At 69.3% G+C, this 23,175-nt stretch carries 21 protein-coding genes; 8 read left to right on the top strand and 13 right to left on the bottom strand.

Annotated features, from left to right (window positions below):
* Nucleotides 1-80: 80 nt before the first annotated feature.
* The 5 genes from ACGFU7_RS19035 to ACGFU7_RS19055 all read right to left on the bottom strand — a co-directional run bounded on the left by ACGFU7_RS19035 (nt 81) and on the right by ACGFU7_RS19055 (nt 4,326).
* Nucleotides 81-509 carry an ATP-binding protein gene (locus tag ACGFU7_RS19035; RefSeq protein WP_393697181.1) on the bottom strand — a complete coding sequence of 143 codons (429 nt, stop codon included), beginning with the start codon at nt 507-509 and terminating at the stop codon, nt 81-83.
* Nucleotides 510-789: 280 nt separating this feature from the next.
* Nucleotides 790-1,194, bottom strand: a complete 405-nt coding sequence (locus ACGFU7_RS19040) for a (deoxy)nucleoside triphosphate pyrophosphohydrolase (RefSeq protein ID WP_393697182.1) — start codon at nt 1,192-1,194, stop codon at nt 790-792.
* Nucleotides 1,195-1,236: 42 nt separating this feature from the next.
* Nucleotides 1,237-1,437 (bottom strand): SPOR domain-containing protein, encoded by a 201-nt coding sequence (locus ACGFU7_RS19045; protein WP_393697183.1) that lies wholly within the window; start codon nt 1,435-1,437, stop codon nt 1,237-1,239.
* 195 nt (nt 1,438-1,632) lie between these two features.
* Complete coding sequence (locus tag ACGFU7_RS19050; RefSeq protein ID WP_393697184.1) at nt 1,633-3,414, bottom strand: purine-cytosine permease family protein; 1,782 nt, start codon at nt 3,412-3,414, stop codon at nt 1,633-1,635.
* A gap of 159 nt (nt 3,415-3,573) precedes the next feature.
* Entirely contained in the window at nt 3,574-4,326 is a 753-nt protein-coding gene (locus ACGFU7_RS19055) for a GntR family transcriptional regulator (RefSeq protein ID WP_393697185.1), read from the bottom strand.
* Nucleotides 4,327-4,585: 259 nt separating this feature from the next.
* Between ACGFU7_RS19055 and ACGFU7_RS19060 the strand changes: the two genes are divergently transcribed.
* Nucleotides 4,586-5,962 carry a glycoside hydrolase family 18 protein gene (locus ACGFU7_RS19060; RefSeq protein WP_393697186.1) on the top strand — a complete coding sequence of 459 codons (1,377 nt, stop codon included), beginning with the start codon at nt 4,586-4,588 and terminating at the stop codon, nt 5,960-5,962.
* A 66-nt stretch (nt 5,963-6,028) separates the two neighbouring features.
* Here ACGFU7_RS19060 and ACGFU7_RS19065 read toward each other — a convergent pair whose 3' ends face one another.
* Nucleotides 6,029-7,612, bottom strand: a complete 1,584-nt coding sequence (locus ACGFU7_RS19065; RefSeq protein ID WP_393697187.1) for a S8 family serine peptidase — start codon at nt 7,610-7,612, stop codon at nt 6,029-6,031.
* A 228-nt stretch (nt 7,613-7,840) separates the two neighbouring features.
* On the opposite strand from ACGFU7_RS19065, the gene ACGFU7_RS19070 reads away from it, so the two are divergent.
* Both ACGFU7_RS19070 and ACGFU7_RS19075 read left to right on the top strand, forming a co-directional pair.
* On the top strand, nt 7,841-8,938 hold the full coding sequence (locus ACGFU7_RS19070; protein WP_393697188.1) for a threonine synthase: 1,098 nt from the start codon (nt 7,841-7,843) through the stop codon (nt 8,936-8,938).
* Between the two features lie 78 nt (nt 8,939-9,016).
* Nucleotides 9,017-11,647, top strand: a complete 2,631-nt coding sequence (locus ACGFU7_RS19075; RefSeq protein WP_393697189.1) for a discoidin domain-containing protein — start codon at nt 9,017-9,019, stop codon at nt 11,645-11,647.
* Here the strand turns inward: ACGFU7_RS19075 and ACGFU7_RS19080 are convergent.
* A complete protein-coding gene (locus ACGFU7_RS19080; protein ID WP_393697190.1) occupies nt 11,586-12,518 on the bottom strand; it encodes a DMT family transporter in 933 nt (310 codons plus the stop codon). The genes ACGFU7_RS19075 and ACGFU7_RS19080 overlap by 62 nt on opposite strands.
* A 38-nt stretch (nt 12,519-12,556) precedes the next feature.
* Here ACGFU7_RS19080 and ACGFU7_RS19085 point away from each other — a divergent pair, with 38 nt between their 5' ends.
* A complete protein-coding gene (locus ACGFU7_RS19085) occupies nt 12,557-13,129 on the top strand; it encodes a MarR family winged helix-turn-helix transcriptional regulator (RefSeq protein ID WP_393697191.1) in 573 nt (190 codons plus the stop codon).
* Here the strand turns inward: ACGFU7_RS19085 and ACGFU7_RS19090 are convergent.
* The 4 genes from ACGFU7_RS19090 to ACGFU7_RS19105 form a co-directional block, all read right to left on the bottom strand.
* The gene (locus tag ACGFU7_RS19090; RefSeq protein ID WP_393697192.1) at nt 13,114-13,614 is read right to left on the bottom strand and encodes a levansucrase; all 501 of its coding nucleotides are present in this window, start codon (nt 13,612-13,614) and stop codon (nt 13,114-13,116) included. The two genes, ACGFU7_RS19085 and ACGFU7_RS19090, sit on opposite strands and share 16 nt — an antisense overlap.
* A 112-nt stretch (nt 13,615-13,726) precedes the next feature.
* Nucleotides 13,727-14,971, bottom strand: coding sequence for an IPT/TIG domain-containing protein (locus ACGFU7_RS19095; RefSeq protein ID WP_393697193.1), 1,245 nt, complete (start codon nt 14,969-14,971; stop codon nt 13,727-13,729).
* Between the two features lie 307 nt (nt 14,972-15,278).
* Nucleotides 15,279-16,025 carry an IPT/TIG domain-containing protein gene (locus ACGFU7_RS19100; RefSeq protein ID WP_393697194.1) on the bottom strand — a complete coding sequence of 249 codons (747 nt, stop codon included), beginning with the start codon at nt 16,023-16,025 and terminating at the stop codon, nt 15,279-15,281.
* A 209-nt stretch (nt 16,026-16,234) separates the two neighbouring features.
* Nucleotides 16,235-16,372, bottom strand: coding sequence for a hypothetical protein (locus ACGFU7_RS19105; RefSeq protein ID WP_393697195.1), 138 nt, complete (start codon nt 16,370-16,372; stop codon nt 16,235-16,237).
* 785 nt (nt 16,373-17,157) lie between these two features.
* Here ACGFU7_RS19105 and ACGFU7_RS19110 point away from each other — a divergent pair.
* Entirely contained in the window at nt 17,158-17,706 is a 549-nt protein-coding gene (locus tag ACGFU7_RS19110) for a carbonic anhydrase (RefSeq protein WP_393697196.1), read from the top strand.
* Between the two features lie 203 nt (nt 17,707-17,909).
* Here the strand turns inward: ACGFU7_RS19110 and ACGFU7_RS19115 are convergent, their stop codons facing one another.
* On the bottom strand, nt 17,910-18,551 hold the full coding sequence (locus tag ACGFU7_RS19115; RefSeq protein ID WP_393697197.1) for a ribonuclease H: 642 nt from the start codon (nt 18,549-18,551) through the stop codon (nt 17,910-17,912).
* Between the two features lie 481 nt (nt 18,552-19,032).
* Here ACGFU7_RS19115 and ACGFU7_RS19120 point away from each other — a divergent pair, with 481 nt between their 5' ends.
* From ACGFU7_RS19120 to ACGFU7_RS19130, 3 genes are all read left to right on the top strand, one after another.
* Nucleotides 19,033-19,983 carry a hypothetical protein gene (locus ACGFU7_RS19120; RefSeq protein WP_393697198.1) on the top strand — a complete coding sequence of 317 codons (951 nt, stop codon included), beginning with the start codon at nt 19,033-19,035 and terminating at the stop codon, nt 19,981-19,983.
* A gap of 160 nt (nt 19,984-20,143) precedes the next feature.
* Complete coding sequence (locus ACGFU7_RS19125; protein ID WP_393697199.1) at nt 20,144-21,679, top strand: amino acid permease; 1,536 nt, start codon at nt 20,144-20,146, stop codon at nt 21,677-21,679.
* Between the two features lie 429 nt (nt 21,680-22,108).
* The gene (locus ACGFU7_RS19130) at nt 22,109-22,312 is read left to right on the top strand and encodes a hypothetical protein (RefSeq protein WP_393697288.1); all 204 of its coding nucleotides are present in this window, start codon (nt 22,109-22,111) and stop codon (nt 22,310-22,312) included.
* A gap of 41 nt (nt 22,313-22,353) precedes the next feature.
* Here ACGFU7_RS19130 and ACGFU7_RS19135 read toward each other — a convergent pair whose 3' ends face one another.
* Entirely contained in the window at nt 22,354-23,163 is an 810-nt protein-coding gene (locus ACGFU7_RS19135) for a DUF4253 domain-containing protein (protein ID WP_393697200.1), read from the bottom strand.
* Nucleotides 23,164-23,175 lie beyond the last annotated feature (12 nt).

Below are 23,175 nucleotides of genomic sequence, written 5' to 3' on the forward strand. Positions count from 1 at the left end.
CACGATCACAGCACGGTCTCAGTCCCTTTCAGCCAGGTTCTGCCCGACCTCTGGTGATCGCTGTGCGTCCCACCCCACTCCTAACCAGGCAGGGCCAGCTCGAACCACACGGTCTTGCCGGTCTTTCCGCGCCTGGTCCCCCAGCGGCGAGCAGAACAGGCCACCAGCTGCAGTCCTCTGCCGCCCTCGTCGTCGGGTCCCGCCATACGTTCGGTGGGCGGATCCGGAAGCGGATCGGAGACTTCCACGAGTAGTCCGGGGCGGGCGGCGGGGGCGTGACCGTTGGGATGGGGGCGCAGCAGCCGTACGCCGATGGGGCCCGATGTGTACTGCATGGAGTTGGTCACCAGCTCGCTGACCAGCAGAACTGTCATATCCCCGACGGCAGCGTCGAGCCCCCAGCCGCGCAACGCCTCATGGACGGCATGCCGCGCGGAACGCACGGCGCCCGGCACAGCCGGAAAGGTCCACTCGGCGCATTCGCCTTCGGTGTCGATCACGCCGATCACTTCCCAAGACCAGCAACGGGGAACGTCCTGTTTACGGGGTTTAATGAGCACATACCCGATATTTGGGGCGAACTATCGCCGGGGTCGACACGTGGGGCGTACGGGTGTACGGCCGCGCGCACAAACAGATGCACACAGAGGCGAGGGGCGCACGGGGCAGTCGGCGCGCGCCGCCGGAATCCACACCGAATCCACACCGGAACCCATGCCGAGCCCGTGCCGAACCCGTGCCGAATCCACACGGGATCCACGCAGGCAGCGCTCGCCGCAGCGTTCCGCGTCAGCGGTGCGCTCCGTCCGGCAGACGGCGCATCGCCTCCGCGACCGCGGGCAGGTCCTGGTCCAGCCAGTCGACCGCATCGCTCTCGCCCGGCCCGAGCCAGCGCAGTTCGTCATGGTCCTGGAGCGGTGCGGGCACCCCGGACACCAGACGGGCCGTCCACACCCGGAGCACGTACCCGGGCTTCAGCGGCCACTCGCCGGGGATGCGCTCCAGCGGTTCCGTCTCCACGCCGAGCTCCTCGCGGAGTTCCCGTACGAGCGCCTGCTCGCCGCTCTCCCCCGGCTCCAGCTTTCCGCCGGGCAGCTCCCACCGGCCGGCCAGCTCGGGCGGGGCGCTGCGGCGCGCGGCCAGCAGACGGCCCCGGTCGTAGACGGCTCCGGCCACCACCACACGATCGTTCATGAGCCGGAGCGTAACGCCCCCGCCCCGCTCCTTGCGGACGCTCTACGGCCGCGCACTCTGCCCGATGCGCTCCACCCAATAGAGCTGCTTGTGGCCATGGGCGTCGAGCTTGTCGGCAATCTTCTGGGCCTCGCCCTGTGTGGCATACCTGCCGACACGGTAGCGATTGCCGTTGTCGTCCTGCCGTATCACCAGCCAAAGGAGCTCGGCACCGCTGTCGCTCATCGCGCCCCTCCCCAGCATTGCGCCCCTCCCTCGAACGGCATGTACGTCTCTAAGGATCCCCAGGAAACCGCAGTACGCATATGCCGGAGCCTACGCCCGACCTTCACGCAACGGATACGTAATTACACAAAGAGACACCGATCCGGCCATCCAAAGGGGGCGCACCCAATTGGATGCGCCCCCCGCAGCAGTTACGCCCCCGCTCCCCGGCCCCTAACGCGCCTCCGTCGTCGCCGCCGTACGCACCGTCGGCATCGGCATCGGGACGGGTCCGGCCGACGGCTGCTTGCGGCAGACGTCCCCGCACTCCGCGTCCAGTGAGCAGCACAGCGAACAGATGGGCCCTGCCTGCACGGGGCAGTCGGCGATGTCCGGCAGCTCATATGCGGTTTCGCAGACCGCACAGGTGTGGGTGGCGGTGATGTCCGCGATCTCGACGCCGGGCCCGTTCACCGGGTTGGGCCGGGCCAGGTAGTACTTCCCCTTCGTCGCCCAGGCGATCAACGGGCAGAGAGTCAACGACAGTCCGGCCGCGATGAAGGTCGAGAAGGCTTCCGCATAGAGTCCGAAGAGCCCGAAGAAGGCCAGGATGGAGACGGTCGACGCGATCACCATCGCGCCGAATCCGGCCGGGTTCACCGCGTACAAGTAGGCCCGTTTGAACTCGATGTACCGGGGGCTCAGCCCGATCCGCTTATTGATGACCAGGTCGGCGGCGACGGCCGCGATCCAGGCGATGCCCACGTTCGAGTAGAAGCCCAGCAGCTTGTTGAGGGCCGCGAACATGTTCATCTCCATCAGCGTGAGCGCGATGGCGAGGTTGAGGAAGATGTACCAGACCCGGCCCGGGTGTTTGTGGGTGATCCGGGAGAAGAAGTTCGACCAGGACAGCGAACCGCTGTAGGCATTGGTCACATTGATCTTGATCTGCGACACGATCACGAAGACTGCCGCCGCGGGCAGGGCGAACGAGCCGAGCCATGGCCTCAGCGCCTCGATCTGCGGTGCGATCGGCTCCAGCGCGTGCGTCTTGCCGACCGCCTCCAGCGCGACGAAGGCGAGCAGCGCGCCGCCGAGCTGCTTCGCCGCCCCGATGATGACCCAGCCGGGCCCGGCGGCAAGCACCGCGAGGTTCCAGCGCCGCTTGTTGGCCTCCGTCTTCGCCGGCATGAAGCGCAGATAGTCGGCCTGCTCACCGATCTGGGCGATGAGCGAGAGCGCGACGCCGGTACCCAGCCCGAAGCCGATCCAGGAGAACCCCGAACCCGCGCCCTCCGTACCGCCGAAGGAGCCGAACGCGCCCCAGGCGTCCGGCGCCTCGAAGGCGAGCACGACGAACGGCAGCACCAGGCCGATGATCCAGATCGGCTGGGTCCACGCCTGCACCTTGGCGAGCGCCCCCATGCCCCGGAAGACGATCGGGATGACGATGAGCGTCGTCAGCAGATAACCGGCCTCGACCGGGAGCCCGACGGCCTGATGCATGGCCTGCGCCATGATCGAGCCTTCGAGGGCGAAGAAGATGAAGGTGAAGGACGCGTAGATCAGCGAGGTCAGCGTCGAGCCGAAGTACCCGAAGCCCGCGCCGCGGGTGACCAGGTCCATGTCCAGGCCGTACTTCGCGCAGGCCCGGGCGATCGGTATGCCGGTGAGGAAGATGATCGTCGCGGCGGCGAGGATCGAGGCGAGTCCGCTGGTGAAGCCGTAGGTGAAGACGATCGAGGCGCCGATCGCGAAGTCGGCGAGATAGGCGATTCCGCCGAGCGCGGTGCCCGCGACCATGGACGGCGACCAGCGCCGGAAGGAGTGCGGCGCGTAGCGGAGGGAGTAGTCCTCGCGGCTCTCGTCGGCGGCGAGCTTCGCATAACTGCGCCCGGGGGCGGGGGCTTCGGGCCCGGGAGCCGGGGCATCGGGCCCGGCCGGAACCTCCGCGGCCGGCGCCGCCGGAATCCCGGCCGGCGCCTCGGCCGTCTTCGGAGTGGCTGTGTCCGTCATCGGTGACTTCCCGTTCGTCGTCCGGTGTGCGGGTACGAACCGGAAGGTACGAGCGGGACATGACAAGTCATTACAGTCGGTGATTGCCCGTCGGTTACGGGAGCCGACAGGGCGTTAACTTGTCGTCACCGACGCCGGACAGCGCCCTCCGGGTATCGGTCACCTGACCGGAAGGTGGTAGGCGATCCGGAAACGATCGGCGGGCACCACCACGTCCGCCGTCTCGACCGGGCGACCCGATGCGTAATACGTACGCTCGATCACCATCACCACATGGCCCGGTACACCGCCGAGCGCCAGGAGCTCCTCCGCCAACCCCGGGCGCGCGCCGACCTGCTCGGCCACGTTGTCCACGACGACATCGATCGCGGCCATCCGCTCGACCACCCCGCAGCCGCCCAACGGGCCCTCCTCCGGCAGCATCACCGGCGTACGCCCCGTCACGGCGAGGGGTTCCCAGGAGGTGGAGAGCATCATCGGCTCCCCGGCCTCCCGGAAGGTGTATCTCGTACGCATCACCCGGTCACCCGGCTCGATGTCCAGGCGCTCGGCGATCTCGCCACTGGCGCCCTCCTGCTCACTGCGGGACTCCCAGGTCCCGCGCACTCCGTCCGCCGTCTGCTCCTGGCGGAACGGGCTGGCCCCGGCCCCGGTCCGGTAGCCGGAGCGGGCGATCCGGCGCGGGACCGGTCGCTCACGCACATACGTACCGGAACCGGAGCGCCCCTCGACCAGGCCCTCGGCCATCAGCACCTTGCGTGCCTCCAGCGCGACGGTGTCCGAGACTCCGTACTCCTCGCGGATACGGGCCTGCGAGGGCAGGCGCGTATGCGGCGGCAGCGAACCGTTGACGATCTTCTCTCTCAGATCGCTCGCAACGCGCAGATAGGCGGGCTGCTCACCGAAAGCCACAGGCCACTCCCAACAGGTTGACAGACTGCAACAGCGTGGCAACCGTCGGTTGTGAACCGCAAGCACAGGCCAGAGTTTCACTCGAAGTGTTGATTCATCGTGACCTCGCGCATATCCCGCGGTCGACTACCGAAGAGGCCCCGGCCCTTCTCATCCGGGTTCTCCCCAACCCCTTGACCCCTTTTGGTCCAGACCAATAGCTTCCTCTCCACAGAGCACGACTCATGTACCTCTCAGCACACGCACAGGAACGGGCCTCATGCGTCGAAGAACCCTGTCCTCCCTGGCCATTGCCGCCTGCGCGGTCACGCCGGCGGCCGGCATCGCCCCCGTCGCCTCCGCTTCCGCAGCCACATCCGCAGCCCCCTCCGGCCACGACGACGCCCCCGCCTACAAGCGCGTCGGCTACTTCACCCAATGGGGCGTGTACGGACGCGACTTCCAGGTCAAGGACCTGGACACGAGCGGCGCCGCGGCCAAGCTCACCCACATCAACTACGCGTTCGGCAACGTCAGTGCCGACGGCAAGTGCTTCACCGGCAATGTGCCCGGCGAGGCAGACGCCTGGGCCGACTACGTCCGCCCGCTGGACGCGGCGGGATCGGTGGACGGTGCCGCCGACACCGACGACCAGGCCCTGGCGGGCAACTTCAACCAGCTGCGCGAGCTCAAGGCCAAGCACCCCGGCCTCAAGGTCATGATCTCCCTGGGCGGCTGGAGCTGGTCCACCCACTTCTCGGACGCGGCCCGCACCGCCGCTTCCCGCAAGGCGTTCGTCTCCTCCTGCATCGACCTGTACATCAAGGGCAACCTGCCGGCGGACGGAACGCGCGGCGGTCAGGGCGCCGCGGCCGGTCTCTTCGACGGTGTGGACATCGACTGGGAGTGGCCCGGCTCCGCCGGCGACACGGACACGGTCTACCGCCCCGAGGACAAGCGGAACTTCACCGCGCTGGTGCACGAGTTCCGCACCCAGCTCGACGCCTATGCGAAGAGCGGCACGAAGGCGCAGAAGGGGAAGGGCCACGGCGCGAAGACGAAGCACTACGAGCTCTCCGCGTTCGTCCCCACCGCCCCCGCCAAGATCGATGCGGGCTTCGATGTGCGCCGCATCATGCGGGACTTCGACTTCGTGAACCTTCAGGGTTACGACTTCCATGTCTCCGGCGAGACCACCACGGCCCAGCAGTCCGCGCTGTACGCGAAGGGCGACTTCAGCGTCGACCAGACCGTCCGTGAATGGATCGGGCGCGGCGCCCCCGCCCGCAAGCTGGTGATGGGCATGCCGTTCTACGGTCAGGGCTGGACCGGCGTCACGGGCGGCGGCGACGGCCTCGGCCGGCCGGCCACGGCACCCGCGCCCGCCACCTGGGCCGCCGGCTACGAGGACTACAAGGCCCTCAAGAAGCTGGCCGACTCGGGTACGTACAAGATCCACCGGAACGTCAGGGACGGCAGTGCCTGGCTGTTCGACGGCACCACCCTGTGGACGTACGACGACCCGCAGGTACTGCGCACCAAGACCTCGTACATCCGCAGGCACGGCCTGGGCGGCGCGATGTTCTGGTCCCTGGACGGCGACACGGACGACGGCGAGCTGATGACCGCGGTCGACCGGGGCCTCGACCGGCGCTAGCGCAAGACGTGTGGGACGGCCGCGGATGCGGCCGCCCCACACATTCGATTCCTTACGGAGCCGTCATCAGAACTGCAGGGCCCAGGAGTTGATCTTCCCGGTGTCGGCCGTCGCGTTGTCGCCGACCCGCAGCTTCCAGGTGCCGTTGGCCACCTCCGACGAAACGTTCACCGAGTAGGTGGTGACCACGTTGTCGCTGCTGCCGCCCGTCCCGTACGCCTTCAGGTTGTAGACCGAACCGTCGGGCGCGACCAGGTCGATCTTCAGGTCGCCGATGTAGGTGTGCGTGATGTCGACGGGCACACTCAGCGCCGCCGGCGCATTGCCGGTGACACCGGTGACAGTGATCGGCGACTCGACGGTGGAGTTGTCGCTGATGGCGTAGCTCGTCGCGTTCTCGAACTTCTTGCCCGGCGGCGTGGTGGTGCCGCTGCCGACATTCAGCAGCCGGTTCGGGGAGCCCGTACCCGGGCTCGTCACCACTCCGGTGCTGGCTGCGGCGACCAGTCCGGCGGAGACCTGTGCCGGGCTGTCGCTCGGGTGGTCGGCCAGGTAGAGGGCCGCGGCGCCGACCACGTGCGGGGTCGCCATCGACGTACCGGAGATCGTGTTGGTGGCGCTGTCACCGGTGTTCCAGGCCGAGGTGATCGACGAGCCCGGGGCGAAGATGTCCACCACGCTGCCGTAGTTGGAGAAGCTGGAGCGGGCGTCCGTGTTGGTCGTGGAGCCGACCGTGATGGCCTCGGTGACCCGTGCCGGGGACTTCGTGGAGGCGTCGGTGGACTCGTTGCCGGCGGCGACCCCGTAGGTGACGCCGGACGCGATGGAGTTGCGTACGGCCGCGTCGAGCACGGAGTCCGCCCCGCCGCCCAGGCTCATGTTGGCGACGGCCGGCTTCACGGCGTTCGCCGTCACCCAGTCGATGCCCGCGACGACCTGCTCGGTCGTGCCGGAGCCGCTGTCGTCGAGGACCCGGACGGCGACGATCTTCGCCTTCTTGGCGACGCCGTATGCCGAACCGGCGACGGTGGCCGCCACATGGGTGCCGTGGCCGTAGCCGTCCTGCGCGGTGTTGTCGTTGTCGATGGCGTCGTAGCCGTACGAGGCCCGGCCGCCGAAGTCGCTGTGGGTGATCCGGACACCGGTGTCGATGATGTACGCGGTGACACCCTCGCCCGCCTTGTCGGGGTAGGTGTAACTCTGGTTCAGCGGCAGGGTCTTCTGGTCGATCCGGTCCAGTCCCCACGAGGGCGGCGAGGGCTGGGTGCCAGAGACCGTGAAGGTCCGGTTCTGCACGACGGACTCGACGGCCGGGTCCGCGGCGAACTTCTTCGCCTGTGCGGCGGAGAGTTCGACCGCGTAGCCGTTGAGGGCGGCGTGGTAGGTCTTCTTGATCTCGGCGCCGTACTCCTTGGCGAGCGCCTTGCCCTGCGCGGAGCCGGCGTCGGCCGACGCCTCGTCGAGCGTGACGATGTAGCTGCCGCTGATGGTGCCCGGGGCACCCGCGTTCTCGATCCGGCCTTCCGCTGCCGTCCCGGCCGCCGTGGCGGGGAACGCCGCCATGGTGGAGAGCGCGAGGGCGGCACCGGCTATGACGCTCGCCGCGGCGAGTCTTCGACGCGCATGGGGGGTGTGACGCATCACTGACATGTGAGGGGTCCTCCTCGATTGCGGTGCGCTGGTGGGGGGTTCCACGGGGGACGCGGTGCGGCAGGATTGAATAGCATGAGCATGACAAACAATCACTACGGATTCCGCGCTGCCCACGGCCCGGCCGACAGCGAAAGATTGACCGATCCATGGCAATCCCACAAGGGTGCGTTGACGTGTGCCATACCAACGCCACTCAGCCGCCACAGGCCTGACATGCTGACGGGCATGGCCACGTATCTCTGCCCGCAGGACGGCACCCGTGCCGAAACCACCGCCCTCACCTGGTGCTGCCCGGTCTGCCACGGCCCCTGGGATCTCGACTTCGAGGTCGCCGGGCCGATCTCGATCGACTCCCTGCCCGGACGCGTCAATTCACTGTGGCGTTACGAAGAGGCGCTGCCCCTGGCCGCACCCACGACCACCCTCGGCGAGGGCCGTACCCCGCTCGTCCCGCTCACCGGCACGGTCACGGCCAAGCTCGACTTCCTGATGCCGACGCTCTCCTTCAAGGACCGCGGCGCCGTGATGCTCGCCGAACTGGCCCGCCGCCTCTCACCCGAGCGCGTCATCGCGGACAGCAGCGGCAACGCGGGCACGGCCGTCGCCGCGTACTGCGCCCGTGCCTCGCTCCCCTGCACGGTGTACGTCCCCGAGGGCACGTCCCCGAAGAAGACCGAACAGATCCGGGCCCACGGCGCCCGCCTGGAGATCGTCCCCGGCGACCGCGAAGCCACCGCGCTGGCCGCCCGTACCGCCGCCGACACCCCCGGCACCTTCTACGCCTCGCATGTCTTCAACCCGTACTTCCTGCACGGCACGAAGACCTACGTGTACGAGATGTGGGAGGACCTCGGCGGCCGTCTCCCGGACGCCATCGCCGTACCGGTCGGCAACGGCACCCTCCTCCTCGGCGCGGCCCTGGCCACCGCCGAGCTCCACGCCCAGGGGCTGATCGACGAACGCCCGGCGCTGATCGCCGTACAGGCCGAGGCCGTGTCACCGCTGGCCGCCGCCTTCCGAGCGGAGGCGGACGGGCTGCTCGACGCCCCGGCCGGCGCGGCCGCCCCCACGCTCGCCGAGGGCATCGCCATCCCCCGCCCGCCGCGCGCCCGGGCCATCCTGGCCGCGGTACGGGAATCGGGCGGCACCTTCCTCACGGTGACCGAGGATCAGATCCGCGACGCGCAGCTGGATCTGGCCGCCCGCGGGTTCTACGTGGAGACGACGGGCGTCGCCTGCTGGGCGGCGGTCGGCGGCTGGACGGACCGGAGCGTCGTCGTACCGCTGTGCGGCGCAGGCCTCAAAACGGGCCTCGCGGCCTGACGGGGGGCCACCAGCCGTTCACCCGCGCGCCGCGCGCCGTGCACCGCCGCTCGGCGCGCGCGTCCATACCTTCATACAGTGAGCCTCTCGCGCGTCTGTCTCCTCACGTCCCTGACGTCCCTCACGTCCCTGGTCGCGGGCGCCCTGATCGCGCCGCTGCCGCCCCTCTCCTACGCGGCCGCTCCCCTCCCGCCCGTGTCCACGGCCTGCGGCCGGGACACCGACCCCGCCTGGGCGCCGACCTCCACCCGGTTCGGCGAGGCCGACGGATACGCCCCCTATGCCGGCAACGGATATCTGGCCCACCGGGTGCCCGCCACGGGCGCCGGATATGCCGCGTCGGGCGAGAAGACCGGCTGGCCGCTGTTCACTCCGCGCTACGACGGCGCCTTCGTCTCCGGCCTGTTCGGGCGCGACAAGGACCTCGCCGCAGGCCGTGAGGTAGCCGCCGCACTGCCGAGCTGGACGACCCTCGACGTACGCGTCGGCAACGAGACCTACGGCTCCGCCACGCCTGCGGGCCGGATCTCGCACTACCGCCAGACGGTGTTCCTGCGCTGCGGCCTGGTGCGTACGTCGCTGCGCTGGACGACGGCCGACGGGCGCGCGACGGACCTGACGTACGAGGTGCTCGCCGACCGGTCCGATGTGCACACCGGCGCCGTACGGCTGCGCATGACACCGCACTGGAGCGGCACGGCGACCGTCACCGGCCGCCTCGACCCGCGGGGCGCGCGCCGGCTCACGCTCAACGGCGACGGAACGTTCCGCACGCAGGGCACCGGAACAGCGGGCGCGATCGCCCAGACGATGCGCACCGGCGGATCGGAGCCGGGACAGAGCACGCCCCCGCTGCGCAGCACGCACCGGGTACGCGCCGGGCGCACCTACACCTTCGAGAAGTACGTCGGAGTGGACACCGCGCTCACCTCGTCCGCCCCGCGCACCGCCGCCCGCGAGGCGTCCCGGCGCGCGGCCCGGCGCGGCTGGTCCGGTGTCCTCGCCGCGAACGCGGCCGCCTGGCGGCGGGCCTGGGCGGCCGACATCTCCGTACCGGACAGTCCCCAGCTGCAGAAGTGGCTGCGGTCGGCGCAGTACGGACTCCTCGCCTCCACCCGGACCGGGTCCCGCGACAGCATCGCACCGGCCGGTCTGACCAGCGACAACTACGCGGGCATGGTGTTCTGGGACGCCGAGATCTGGATGTACCCGGGGCTGCTCGTCACCCACCCCGAGCTGGCCCGTTCGGTCGTCGAGTACCGCTACCGCACGCGCGGAGCCGCGCGTACGAACGCCAGGATGCTGGGGTTCCGGGGCCTGTTCTACCCGTGGACGAGCGCGAGCAAGGGCAACCTCTGGACCGAGTGCCAGAGCTGGGACCCCCCGCACTGCGTCACCCAGAACCACCTCCAGGGCGATGTCTCGCTCGCCGTCTGGCAGTACTACCTGGCGACCGGGGACCGCGACTGGCTGGCCGGTCACGGCTGGCCGCTGCTCCAGGGAATCGCCGACTTCTGGGCCTCTCGGGCCACCGCCAACGACGACGGCAGCTACTCGGTGAAGGAGGTCGCCGGCCCCGACGAGTACAGCAACGGCGTCACCGACGGGGTCTTCACCAACGCGGTGGCGGCCACCGCCCTGCGCAACGCCACCCGCGCGGCGCAGCTGCTCGGGCATCCTGCACCGGCCGAGTGGACGAGGGTCGCGGACGGTCTGCGTATCCCGTACGACCCGAAGCGGAAGCTCTTCCTTCAGTACGCGGGCTACAACGGCTCGACCATCAAGCAGGCCGACACGGTGCTGCTGATCTACCCACTTGAGTGGCCGATGGAGCCGGGCGCCCGGGCGTCCACGCTCGACTACTACGCCGCGCGCACCGATCCGGACGGCCCGGCGATGACGGACTCGGTCCATGCGATCGACGCGGCCGCGATCGGGGCACCCGGCTGCGCGACGTATACCTATCTCCAGCGCGCCGTGCGCCCGTTCATGCGCGGCCCGTACGCCCTCTTCAGCGAGGCACGGGGCGCGAAGTCGGGCGCCCAGGACCCGCTGTCGGGTTTTCCCGCCGAGGACTTCCTCACCGGGAAGGGCGGATTCCTCCAGGTCTTCACGCACGGTCTGACGGGCCTTCGGCTACGGGAGGACGGGGTGCGCCTCGATCCGTTGCTGCCGCCGCAGCTGGGCAAGGGCGTCACGCTGACGGGCCTGCGCTACCGGGGCCGTACGTACGACATCGCGATCGGCCCCCTGACGACGACGGTCCGGTTGACCTCCGGCGCCCCCTTCACCGTCCACACCCCCACCGGCCCCCGCCTCCTCACCGGCACGCTCACCCTCGCCACCCGCCGCCCCGACCTCGCGTCGACGACGGACGCGGCCCGCTGCCGCCCGGCGACGGCGACCTCCGAGACCCCCGGCCTGTACGCGGCCGCCGCGGTGGACGGCAGCCCGGCCACGTCCTGGTCCCCGGACGGCGCGACGGGCACGCTGACGGTGGACTTGGGGCGCGCGGCCCCGGTGACCTCGATCGAGCCGGAGTGGACGGACGCACGCCTGTCCTCCTACCGCCTGGAGACATCGGTGAACGGCACGGACTGGCAGCCGTACGGGGCGGGGGCGGTGGCCCGCCAGGTGCGGCTGACGGTCACTTCGGACGACGCGGAGAAGCCGGTGGGCGTACGGGAGTTGAGGGTCGCGCAGCCTTGATCGCCGACGCAACGCGCACCCGCCCGCGGACCACCGGCCGCCCAAGGAGAATCCCCGCCAGCACCAGGGCCAGCCCGCAAAGTTGCCTGAGGGTGAGCGACTCACCGGCGATGAGGGTGCCGAGCAGTACGCCTGTCACCGGGTTGAGCAGTCCGACCAGGCCGACCGTGGCGGCGGGCAGATGGCGCAGCCCTCCGAACCAGGCGGCGAAGGCGAGCGCGGTCGCGACGACGGTGACGTAGCCGAATCCGAGGGCGGCCGGTACGTCGAGTGCGGGCGGCGCGCCCTCCACGAGGGCGGCGAGGGGCAGCAGCAGAAGCCCTCCTGCGATCAGTTGCCAGGCGGTCGAGGCGAGCACATCGACCTCGGCGCCCCACCGCTTGGCCAGGACATAGCCGAGGGACGACATGAGCATCGCGGCGACGGAGGCGAGCACTCCGCGCACGTCGATCGACGCCGTCCCGGTGAGCAGCATGAGACACACCCCGCCGAGACCGACGACGGCCCCGGCCAGTGGCAGCAGGCGTGGGCGCTCGGCGAGCAGCGCCCAGGCGATCAGCATCATCACCAGCGGTGAGGCCGCCATGACCGTCGAGGCGGTGCTGGTCGGGAGCAGCTGAGCGGCTACGTAGATCAGGGCGAAGAACCCGCCCATGTTCAGGGCGCCGAGGACCAGGGACTTCCACCACCAGGGGCCGTGCGGCCGTTCCCGGCGCACGGCCAGGAGCAGCAGCCCGGCCGGAAGGGCCCTGATCGCAGCCCCGTACAGGGGGTGATCGGCGGGCAGGTAGGCGTGGGTGACGAAGTAGTTCGTACCCCAGGCAACAGGCGCGATCGCCGTGATCAGGATCCATCGCAAAGTAGCTTCCACGGAAGTTATTATGCCTTCCAGGAAGCTATAGTGAACCCATGCAGGCAGACACCGCCCCGTCCACTCCCCCGCCCCTCGACCACATCGCCCGCATCCAGGCCGAGTGGACCCGGGAGCGGCCGGACGTCGACGTGAGCCCCCAGGCGGTGATCGGCCGGCTCCACCGCCTGGCCGGAATGCTCACGGAACAGCTCTGTGTGGTCTACCGGCGATTCGGCCTGAGCGAGGGCGAGTTCGATGTGCTGGCGGCGCTGCGCCGCGCGGGAGAGCCGTACGAACGGGCCCCCGGGGACCTGGCGGTGCACACCATGGTCACCACGGGGGCGATGACCAAGCGGATCGACCGCCTGGAACGGGACGGCCTGGTCACCCGCCGTCGCTCGGCCGGCGACGGCCGGGGCCGGGTGGTCGCACTCACCCACGCGGGACGGGAACTGATCGACCAGGCCTTCACCGAGCACATGCGCAATGAACGCCGCCTCCTGGACGCCCTGTCACCGGAGGAGGCGGCACAGTTGGAGGTTCTCCTGACCTCGTGGCTCGGCCGCGTGGAGCCGCCGCAGGAGACGTCGGAGAAGCCCCGGAACCCGGCTGCTCAGCCCAGCGGCTGAAAGTACCGGGCACCCTTCTCGATCAGGTGCGAGGCGTAGGCCCGCCCCAGGGCCGGCTTCCCCCGGTACATGCCCACGTAGCCCTGCACACTGTCGACGACGACCGGCCGCGCGAAGCAGGCGAACTGATTGCGCTGCTTCTCCTGCGCCCACGCCATCGCGGCCGGATCGATCCGATCGCTGACCAGAACGGGAAAGGACGCGACGCCGGTCTGCATCCCGACGGGCAGACCGCCCTTGTTCTTCTTGGCATACGCGAGCACCTGCGTGGTGAACGCGTCGATGACCTGCACGGTGACCTCTGGCACGGCGGCGGCCACGGTGAACAGATGCAGATTGGTGGCCGCCCACCGCATCCGGAAGTCGGCCCGCCGCCCGACGAGCACAGGAACCCCGGCCCAGTCCTCCCAGCGCGGGGCGCAGCCGTCGGCCGCCAGTCGGCTCTCGACCGCGGCCAGGTAGTTACGTATCGACTCTTCACTCATGGCCGCGATTGTCCACGGGCCGGGCTCCCTCGGAAACCCACCGAACCGGTTCGCCGAGCCCACCGACCTGCCCGACGAACCGATTCCCCGTCCACACACCGGCCGGCCTCTCTCAGATGCCGGGTGAGCCGATTCGGGTGTAGGAAACGCCGAGACTGGTGCCACCGGGGGTGACGACCCTGACGGTGACTGCGCCCGCCACGCCGGGCGGTGCCGTGGTTGTCAGCTGGGTGTCGGAGACCACGGTGAAGCCGGCGGGTACGCTCCCGAACAGTACTGCGGTGGCATACGTCAGTCCGACGCCGGTGAGAGTCAGCGTGTTTCCGCCTGCCGACGGCCCCTGGTTGGGTACCAGGCCAACGACGACCGGGGCACCCAGATAGAGGTAGGCCACGCCGTTGCTCGTGCCACCGGGCGTGGTGACGGTGACCGGGACGGTGCCGGCGGCACCGGCCGGCACCATCGCTCTGATCTCTGTGGCCGAGACAATGGTGTAGTTGGTCGCCGCCGTCACACCGAAGCGAACCGCCGTGGCCTGGAGGAAATTCGCACCGGTCAGTATCACGGTCATGCCACCGCCCACCGGCCCGGACCCGGCGGTGACGCCGCTGATTACCGGTGCGACGAGGTAGTAGTAGGAGACGGCCTGGGCGCTGGTACCACCGGGCGTGGTGACCGTGACAGCAACCGGACCCGGGCCTCCGGTGGGGACAACCGCAGTCAGTTGAGTCGCCGAGACGAAGGTGAACGAACTCGTCGCGTTCGCCCCGAAGTGAACGGAGGTCGTTCCGGTGAAGCCGGTCCCGGACAAGGTGATGCTGTTCCCACCCGCGACTGGCCCCTGGGCCGGAGCCAGACTGCCCAGAACCGGAGCGGCGACATAGGTATAGGGGATCCCGGCGCTGGTGCCGCCCGGAGTGGTGATCGTGACATTGACGGTGCCGGCGGGCGCGGCGGGGGCGACCGCGGTGGCCTGCGTCGCGGAGACGGTGATGAACGCGGCGGCCACGGTTCCGAAACGAACCGAGGTGGCGCCGGTGAAGCCGGTGCCGGTCAATGTGACCGTGTTCCCGCCCTCGACCGACCCCTGGTTGGGGACGACGGAACTGATCGCGGGCGTCGCGATCACGTAAGTGAAGCCAATGCCGTTGCTGGTTCCGTCGGGCGTGGTCACCGTGATCTGTACGGTGCCCGCACCGGCCGGGGCGACCGTGGTGATCCCGGTCGCGGACACCACGGTGAACGAAGCGGAGGGAGTACCGCCGAAGGTGACCGCGGTCGCGCCGGTGAATCCGCTGCCGGTCAGCGTGACGACCGTTCCGGCGGCCCCCGAGAAAGGGCTGCTCGTGTTGATCACGGGGGCCGCCGCGGCCGTCAACGGTGGTGTGGCGTGGGGCATTGGGCTGTCGGATCTCTCCAAAGCCGTTCTCCTGTCGGGGTGATGCGATCGGGGCGTTGTGGACGGGATACAAAGGTCGGAAGGTGGTGCTCGGGCGCCGCCCGGACCTCCTGGCCGGGCGGCGGTGAGCGAGTGAATGCCGAGTGGATTGCCCGCCCGGCCGGGCGCGGAATGCGCCGGCCCGGGACGGACAACATGCGACCGGAGGCGGTACCGGCGCCGGGCGATGCTCCGCGTCGGCGGTCGGTGCCGCAGCCGTGGCGGATCAGATGCCGGGGCCCGCCACATAGGTGAAGGCGCCGACATCCGTGGCCGTGCCTGCAGGGTTGGAGAGGCCGACGTCGACCGCACCGACGGTGCCGGGCGGGGTGACGGCGGACACCGTCGTCGCGTTGATGACCGAGAACGGTGCCGGCACGGCGTCGAACGTGACCTGGCTCGTCGAGGTCAGGTTGGTGCCGGTGATGGTCACCGCGGTTCCGCCGGACGTCGGTCCGGAAGCCGGAGTGATCACGGTGATGGTCGGGTCGTCGATGTACGTGTACGACAGACCGTTGTTGGTGCCTCCGGCGGTCGTCACACTGACGCCCACCGGCCCGGCTGCCGCACCCGCGGGCACGACGACGCTGATCTGGCTGTCCGACAGCACCGTCGGCGTCGCGGTATTGGCGCCGAAGGCCACCCCCGTAGCGGTGGACAGGCCGTTACCGCTGATGACGACGGTGTTGCCGCCCGCGGTGGCGCCCGAGCTCACGCTCAGACCGGACTTGAACGGGGCCCCGACATAGAAGAACGGGATCGGGTTGCTGGTTCCGCCCGAGGTGACCACCGACACGCCGACCGTGCCGGAGCCGGACGGCGAGACAGCGGTGACCTGGGTGGGCGAGACGTTGGTGACGGCGGTGGCCGGCTTGGTACCGAAGAGCACGGCTGTGGTGCCCGCGAGGTTGGTACCCGTGACGGTGACGGCGGTACCGCCACCGGTGGAACCCTGGTTCGGACTGATTGGCATGGTCGTCCTCCGTGTTTTTGGACTGAACTCCCGAGAACGGGAGTTGACTCCGACCCAGGTCCAGGTCAAGACCCATGGCCATGACGTGGACCACCGGGCCACTGTCGGCCCGGCCGTCCTCGTTCACCTCCCCCTCGGCCGACCCCGCGGGTACACCGATGAGCGCACCGGGGAAGCGTCCGAAAGTTGCCTGATGGGGGAAGGCACCGTCAGCGGCCGTCGCCGCGCAGGGTGCTTGAAGCCGTGACGAGCCGTGTCGCGGGCCGCTGGCCGCGGACGCCGCGGCCGACGGCCACGCTCATGGCCTCGATGACGAGGTACTCGGTGTGCGCGAATGGCTCGCGCACCGCTCTTTTGCAGAGGCCGGGGGCTGTCGCACCAACCCCTGCCGCTACCTGGCAGGGGCGACTGATCGGATCCAAGTCCTCTACAGGGGCGCCCATCGCGGCCATCCGGAGCAAACGATGCCGAGGTCCGTCACGCATGGACGGTCGGCGAACAGAACGGTTCCGCGCTCCCCCGGAGAGGGATGGGCGGCCCACCGGTTCGGTTACCCCAGTGACCCATACAAATGAAATATGACACAAGCATCTTGACGGCCAGTCACCTGAACGGACGAGCGCACAGAGGCGGGTCGATCGGTACGCCGGGGGGAGTCGAATCCGCCGCCTTCTCCCACCACGCGCCCCCGGGAACCAGCACGCACCCGACCGGTTCCCGACAACGAGCACACCCGCCGCGATGCCGGAAAACCCGGCGCGGAAGCAGGGAAGGGGCCGCCTCGCGCATCAGGCGCTCGTGCCGCCGCCCGAGCCGGTTCTGTGGGCCGTCGGTGGCAAAGCAGCCCACGCCCGCTTGCGCCTGTCGTCGGGCTCCCACACCGCGCTGAACAATCACCCGGGTCAGGACGTACGGACGCGTCTCAGCAGACTGAGGGGAACGACCGATGGACAGAGCGGGACACCCGGATCGCAGAACTCTCCTCGCCGGCGGAATCGCGGTCGCCTCGGTCGCGCTTGCGGGGTGCTCATCGACCAGCGCCGCCCCGTTGGCGACCAGCGCTTCGCCGGAAGCGCGGCCGGCCACTCCCGCCGCGGCATTCACGAGACTGATGGACGGCAACAGGCGCTGGGTGAGCGGAGACCTCCGGCATCCCGACCGGGATCCGAACCGGCGCCAGTTCGTAGCCCAGAAGCAGGAGCCTTTCGGGGCGATCCTCTCGTGCATCGACTCCCGGGTGCCGCCCGAACTCCTCTTCGATACCGGGCTGGGTGACCTCTACGTGATGCGCACGGGCGGGGAGGCGGTCGGCCCGGTGGTCACAGGTTCCGTGGAGTACGGGCCCATGACGAGCGGCACTCCGCTCATCGTGGTCCTCGGGCATCAGCGTTGCGGTGCCGTCGAGGCGGCGTACAAGTCCATCCGTGACGGCAAACCGCTGCCCGGCAACCTGGAGGCGATCGCCAAGGCTCTGCGGCCGGCGTACGAGCAGGCAGTCCGGGAAGGCGGTGCCGACCCGGTCGAGACCATGGCCCGCGCCCAGGTCACGCTGACCGCGGCCGACCTGCGCTCCAACCAGGACCTGGCCCCACTCGTGGGAAAGGGCGCCCTTGCCGTGGTCGGCGCCTACTACTCGCTCGACACCGGCAAGGTGGAAGTCCTGGCCGGCGCGCCTTCCTGACCGTTCGGACGCGACGGACGGGCGTTGTCAGGCTGGTGGGGACGAGCGGGGCCGCACTCATCGCTCCAGCGAATACACGTCGCCGACCCGGCGCGCTTTCCGGCGTCCGCCGCTCGATATCGAGTTGCTCCAGCACCTCTGCTCGAAGGTATTGGCACAGCGGAGCCATGGAAGTCACCAGCCGGCGGACGGTAGTGATCCGTTCAGATTGCCGGCCGAGGAAGTCGCGCAGCAGTCTTCGCCTTCAGGGTGCGCCCGGAGCCGCCGCCCGCTGGCCGGCGGCTCTTGACCGCGGCTTTCGAGGACGCCGAGGGCCATGCGGCGCCGGACCCCGAGGGCGCGGTGGAAGGCGAGGGTTCGGGTGAGCCGTGGTCGGTGCCGGCCGGGGCCTGGAGCTGGGCGGCCTGGCCGGCGGCGCGGTCGGCGAGGTCGTTGAGCGCGTCGCCGTCGACCCGGTGGGCGGGGACGTAGCGGAACTCGACCGAGCGGCCCTGGAGGAGTCCGTCGATACGGACGACAAGATCCTGGTTGGCCACCGGCTTGCCCGCGGCTGTCTTCCAGCCCTTGCGCTTCCAGCCGGGCAGCCAGGTGGTGACCGCCTTCATCGCGTACTGGGAGTCCATCCGGATCTCCACCGGGACGGCGGGGTCCAGCTGGGTCAACAGGCGTTTCAGTACGGCGAGTTCGGCGACATTGTTGGTCGCCCTGCCCAGCTGGCCCGCCTCCCGACGGACCGGTGTCTCCTCGCCGTCGGCGATGGCCCAGGCCCATCCGGCAGGACCCGGGTTTCCCTTCGATGCCCCGTCGCACGCGGCGATCACCCGTTCAGCCATGCGTCCGATCACCGCAGCCGTGGCGCTCGGCCCGTGCGGCCGCCGTGGGCCACGACGGGGCCCGGGGTCCGGGGCGCGGGCCGATCACGGCCGAGCACCGACGGGCCGCCCCGGGCGGGCGGCTGCCGATTCTTTGCGAAGGGAATCGCTTTCTCCTACAACATTCAACGGTTTCCCGGCCGGAACGCGTTCGCATTCCGGACAATTTTCCGCATCCCCACTCCTGGCATATTCACAAGGGGCGGCACCTGACAACTCCAGGACAGCAAGCGCTTGGCCACTCAATTCTGCGACCGGACCCGGAAGGCAACCGGACACCCCCTGACACCCCGTTCGATCACCAGTAGTGTGTGGCCCTCTACCGCGAGTCCCCACAGGGGCGTTCGGCAGAATTGAACATGACGTGAATTAACTGTGGTAGAAATGGCGCTTCGCCCTGGCCTGTTGACTTCGAGTCAACTGCCAATCGGGAATTCGGGAACGAGGAGAACATATGGCTGCTGAGTCGTTCGCCGGCCACTACGTGTGGCATCCGGCAGCCGACGACCGCCAGCTGGCCGGAGCCTGCGTGGACGTGCGGGCCGGACGTTACCTCGGCGCGGCTCGGGTGCTGCTCGATTCCCGCGACGACTTCGGCGTACGCGCCCACCGCTCCCTGGTCCTCGCCTCCGAGGCCGCCGACTCCGACCTGGCCGAACGCTGGCTGGACGAGGAGCCGGGCCCCGATTCCGCCCTGCTGTGGGCGAGGGTGGCGATGCTGCGCGCCCTGCGCTCGGCCGAGCAGAAGGACAGCCGGGCCGGCCAGCTCACCCGTATCGCCTTCACGGCCTGCGAGCGGGCCGCCGCCCTGTACCCCGCCGACCCGACGCCGTGGGTGGCACAGCTGGCCCTCGCCCGCCTCGCCGGAATGCGCGACCCGGCGCCCGAGGGGCTGATGACAGGACCGCCCGGGCCCTGGCGGCTGTTCGTGAAAATCCTGCACCTGGACCTCTGGCACCGGGAGGCACACCACCGGCTGCTGTCCTACTTCCACTCCCACAACGGCGGCTCCGCGAGCGCCCGTTGGGACGTGGCGACCTTCCTCAGTCACCGCGCGCCCGCGAACTCCGCGCTGCGCCTGCTGCCGCTGGTGACACTGGTCGAGGACTACGACGACAGCGTGCTCCTCGCCGACAGCGTCTGGACGCAGCCACAGTGGCGCAGGACGTCGCTGAGCATCTACCACACCTGGTTTCCCGAGGTCGGCGGCTACCGCTTCACACCGGTGCTCGACCTCGCCTACCTCGCGCACGCCCTGCACATGGCGCGCTGCGAGTTCGAGGCCCGGGCCGTCCTCGTAGCCATGGGGCCCTACGCCTCCCGGATGCCCTGGCACACCTTCGGCGACCCCGCGGTGCAGCTGAGCCGGACCCGGCAGTTGTGCGGACTGCCCGTCCCCGACTAGTCCCGGGCCATCCCCCTTCGGTGTTCCCCGGCGCCCCTTCGGCCTCCTACAAGTCCCTTGTCCCCCTGACCCTCAGTGCCCTGCCCCCTCCCAAGTCCCCCGTCCCCCAATCCCCTGCTGAATCCCCGCCCCATCCCCCCAATCCAGAAAGGTTGCGGCTGTGTCCGAGCGCACCACCCGCCGCAAGTCGGTCGAGCCCCCCACTCCGTTCGCTCTCGACGACGACGCGACACTACACGCCATGGGATATCCACGGAAACTCACCCGCCGTTTCCGTGCATTCGACAACTTCGCAATCTCCTTCACCATCATCAACATCATCTCCGGTATTTTCTCGTCCTTCGGAATGGGAATGAATGCCGGCGGTCCACGAATTCTCGTATTCGGCTGGATCGGCGTTTCCATCATGGTGCTCTTCGTCGGCGCCGCAATGGCTGAAATCGCATCCGCCTATCCGACGAGCGGCGCCCTCTACTTCTCCGCGGGTAAACTCGCAAAGAAACACAAGGGCGCCTGGTCCTGGTACACGGGCTGGCTGAACTTCGTCGGTCAGATCGGCGGAACCGCCGCCACCGGTTACGCCGCGGCAACGTTCATCCAGGCCTACATAGCCATGCAGTGGGGTTCGTACGAGGCGACCCTGGAGAAGACGGTCCTGATCACCGCGGCCATCCTGGTCGTCCAGGCGCTGGCGAACACGTACACCGTGCAGCTGGTGGCCCTGCTGAACCGGATCTCCGTGTGGTGGCTGCTCATCGGTCTGGTGATCATCGTGACCTCACTGGCCTTCGTGCCGGACCACCACCAGTCGGCGGGCTTCGTCACGCACTACGTCAACAACACCGGCTTCGACAATGCCATTTACGCAGGAATGCTCGGCCTGCTCGTCACCAGCTGGACATTCACCGGTTTCGACGGCAGTTTCCACATGTCAGAGGAGACGGTCGAAGCAACTGTCAACGCGCCCAAGGGAATTGTGCGCGCGATCGGCTACTCCGCGATCACCGGCCTGGTCCTGATGCTGGCCCTCGTCTACGCGATCAGCGACTACTCGGCCCAGGCCAGCGCGTCCGCCCCGCCGGTACAGGTACTCATCGACGCGCTCGGTGCCGGTACCGCGAAACTGCTGCTGCTCATCGTGATCGGCGCCATGCTCTTCTGCGGCCTCGCCAATATGACCAGCAACACCCGGCAGATCTTCGCCTTCTCACGGGACGGCGCGATGCCCGGCTCCCACCTGTGGCACTCGGTGTCGGCGCGCACCCGCACCCCCGTCAAGGCGGTGTGGCTGGCGGCGGCCTGCTCGATGGTCCTGGTGATTCCGGGCTGGTGGTCGAACGTGGCCTTCACCGCCGTGGTCAGCGTGAACGTGGTCGGCCTCTTCCTCGCCTACGCGGTGCCGATCTTCCTGCGGCTGCGCCTCGGCGACGAGTTCCAGCCCGGGCCCTGGAGCCTGGGCCGGTTCGGCAAGCCGGTCGCGGCGATCGCAGTGGCCTGGATCGTCTTCAGCAGCGTGCTGTTCATGCTCCCGCAGGTCTCGCCGATCACCGCGACCTCCTTCAACTACGCGCCGATCGCCCTCGCCGTCATCCTCACCATCGCTACGGTGTGGTGGTTCTCCACCGCCCGCAGGCGCTTCCAGGGCCCGGTGAGCTACGGCCGTCCGGACGAGGTCGCCGCCATGGACCTGATCTGACGAACCAGTACCGCCGACCCACTACCGAGGGACCGGGCTGAGGGACCGGAACCGAGGACCCGGGTCCGCGTTGCCCCATGGGCGGCCCGGCCCGAGGAGGAGCAGCCCCGACGGGCTGTCAGCACCACCCGCCGCCAGGCCTGGCGGCACGGGGCCGGTGCCGTCCACAGGGGCGGCACCGGCCTCTGTGCCGCCCGCCGCCACTGCCCCGGCAGGCGGTAGTCCGCACGCACGGAAGGTACGTACACGACTCATGCAATCCGACCTCGCGCTCGGCCGGGCCTCGTTTGCCGCGCCCGGTCCGCCGGTCACTTGGGCAGGTCCCGAGCAGCTGGGCCGGTAGGCCATATACCGCTGAGACGGATGCAGGAAGATCCTCCATGCGGCGAACGGCTTGTCGAGGATCTCGGATTCGGTCAGCTTCTGCGCGTGGCGGCCATCCTCGAAGCGAAGGTGGGCGCAGCGGTCGACGCGAGCGGGATGCAGGAGCAAGCCGTAAGGCACTGGCGTACGGACTTCCTCGGGCCCGTTGTCGCGTCACTGCGCACCGAGGGAGCGGAAGCAATCGCGCGGGGCGATTCGTGGAGCAAGGCGGCTGGACCGTTCCTCGCGTGCGCCTCCCCCGCCATCTGACCGGAGATCAGGTGATCGTCTCCTGCGCTTCGCCGCTGAGGTCAATCCCACCAGAAGTCCCAGCAGTTCATGCCGACGATGTGTTCGGCGTAGGTGGCCAGGGTGTAGGGACGGGAGCCCCGCAAGATGTTGTCCGGGCAGAAGGCGAAGTGCTCGGCGGCGACCAACAGGGCATCCTCGGTAGTGATCGGGGGTGCCACGACGCTGAGGTGGAGGGTGCTGAAACCAACGGCTACGACGCGCGCACCGAAGCGGCGCTCCCAGTCACGTACGACAGCGGAGAACTTGGCCGTGTCGTTGTCGTAGTTGGCAGGACCGTTCCGGCCGACGGCGGTGAGTGCGTCTGCACCCCAGGCAGCGGCGACGAGCCCGAGACGCGACCGGGGATGCTGACCGACGTAGACCCGCGCGTACTCTGCGGCCATCTCATCAGCACCTGTCACGGGCTCGTGGCTGCGCGCTGGACTTGGCCAGGCCTGGCCGAACGGCGCGGTGACTGCGAGACGCTTCTCGGGCGTGAGGAGGTCATCGTCGTCGGTACTCGTGTACACCTTCCACCACTGCGCCAGGAGAGTCATCGGGTCGTGCGCGTCGGGTGAGGACATCCGCTCAGGTGACAGCTCGCCGGACGCCCAGGGCCGGAATTCGCCGTCGTTCAGGTCATCGGCGTCGAGAAGGAGAGGCCACAGGCCCGAGGCGCTGTGCTCGGCGCACAGGTGGGCCCACAACTCGACGGAGGCCGGGGTATCACTCAGCCACAGCGGTTGCATGTCGTCGTTACCCTCATCGGAGGTAATCATCCGGCCCTTCGGGAGCGGGACAACGGGGGAGGCGAGGAGTTCAGGGTTCACAGGCGGATGCCG

Origin of the sequence: Streptomyces sp. NPDC048473 (genome assembly GCF_043200155.1) — a bacterium.
GTDB lineage: Bacteria > Actinomycetota > Actinomycetes > Streptomycetales > Streptomycetaceae > Streptomyces.

Bases quoted from the DNA above. Each gene is read 5' to 3' on its own strand.
- ACGFU7_RS19060 (WP_393697186.1), top strand. From the start codon at position 4,586: ATGCGTCGAAGAACCCTGTCCTCCCTGGCCATTGCCGCCTGCGCGGTC.
- ACGFU7_RS19050 (WP_393697184.1), bottom strand. From the start codon at position 3,414: ATGACGGACACAGCCACTCCGAAGACGGCCGAGGCGCCGGCCGGGATT.
- ACGFU7_RS19070 (WP_393697188.1), top strand. From the start codon at position 7,841: ATGGCCACGTATCTCTGCCCGCAGGACGGCACCCGTGCCGAAACCACC.
- ACGFU7_RS19120 (WP_393697198.1), top strand. From the start codon at position 19,033: ATGGCTGCTGAGTCGTTCGCCGGCCACTACGTGTGGCATCCGGCAGCC.
- ACGFU7_RS19040 (WP_393697182.1), bottom strand. From the start codon at position 1,194: ATGAACGATCGTGTGGTGGTGGCCGGAGCCGTCTACGACCGGGGCCGT.
- ACGFU7_RS19100 (WP_393697194.1), bottom strand. From the start codon at position 16,025: ATGCCAATCAGTCCGAACCAGGGTTCCACCGGTGGCGGTACCGCCGTC.
- ACGFU7_RS19085 (WP_393697191.1), top strand. From the start codon at position 12,557: ATGCAGGCAGACACCGCCCCGTCCACTCCCCCGCCCCTCGACCACATC.
- ACGFU7_RS19090 (WP_393697192.1), bottom strand. From the start codon at position 13,614: ATGAGTGAAGAGTCGATACGTAACTACCTGGCCGCGGTCGAGAGCCGA.
- ACGFU7_RS19045 (WP_393697183.1), bottom strand. From the start codon at position 1,437: ATGCTGGGGAGGGGCGCGATGAGCGACAGCGGTGCCGAGCTCCTTTGG.
- ACGFU7_RS19065 (WP_393697187.1), bottom strand. From the start codon at position 7,612: ATGTCAGTGATGCGTCACACCCCCCATGCGCGTCGAAGACTCGCCGCG.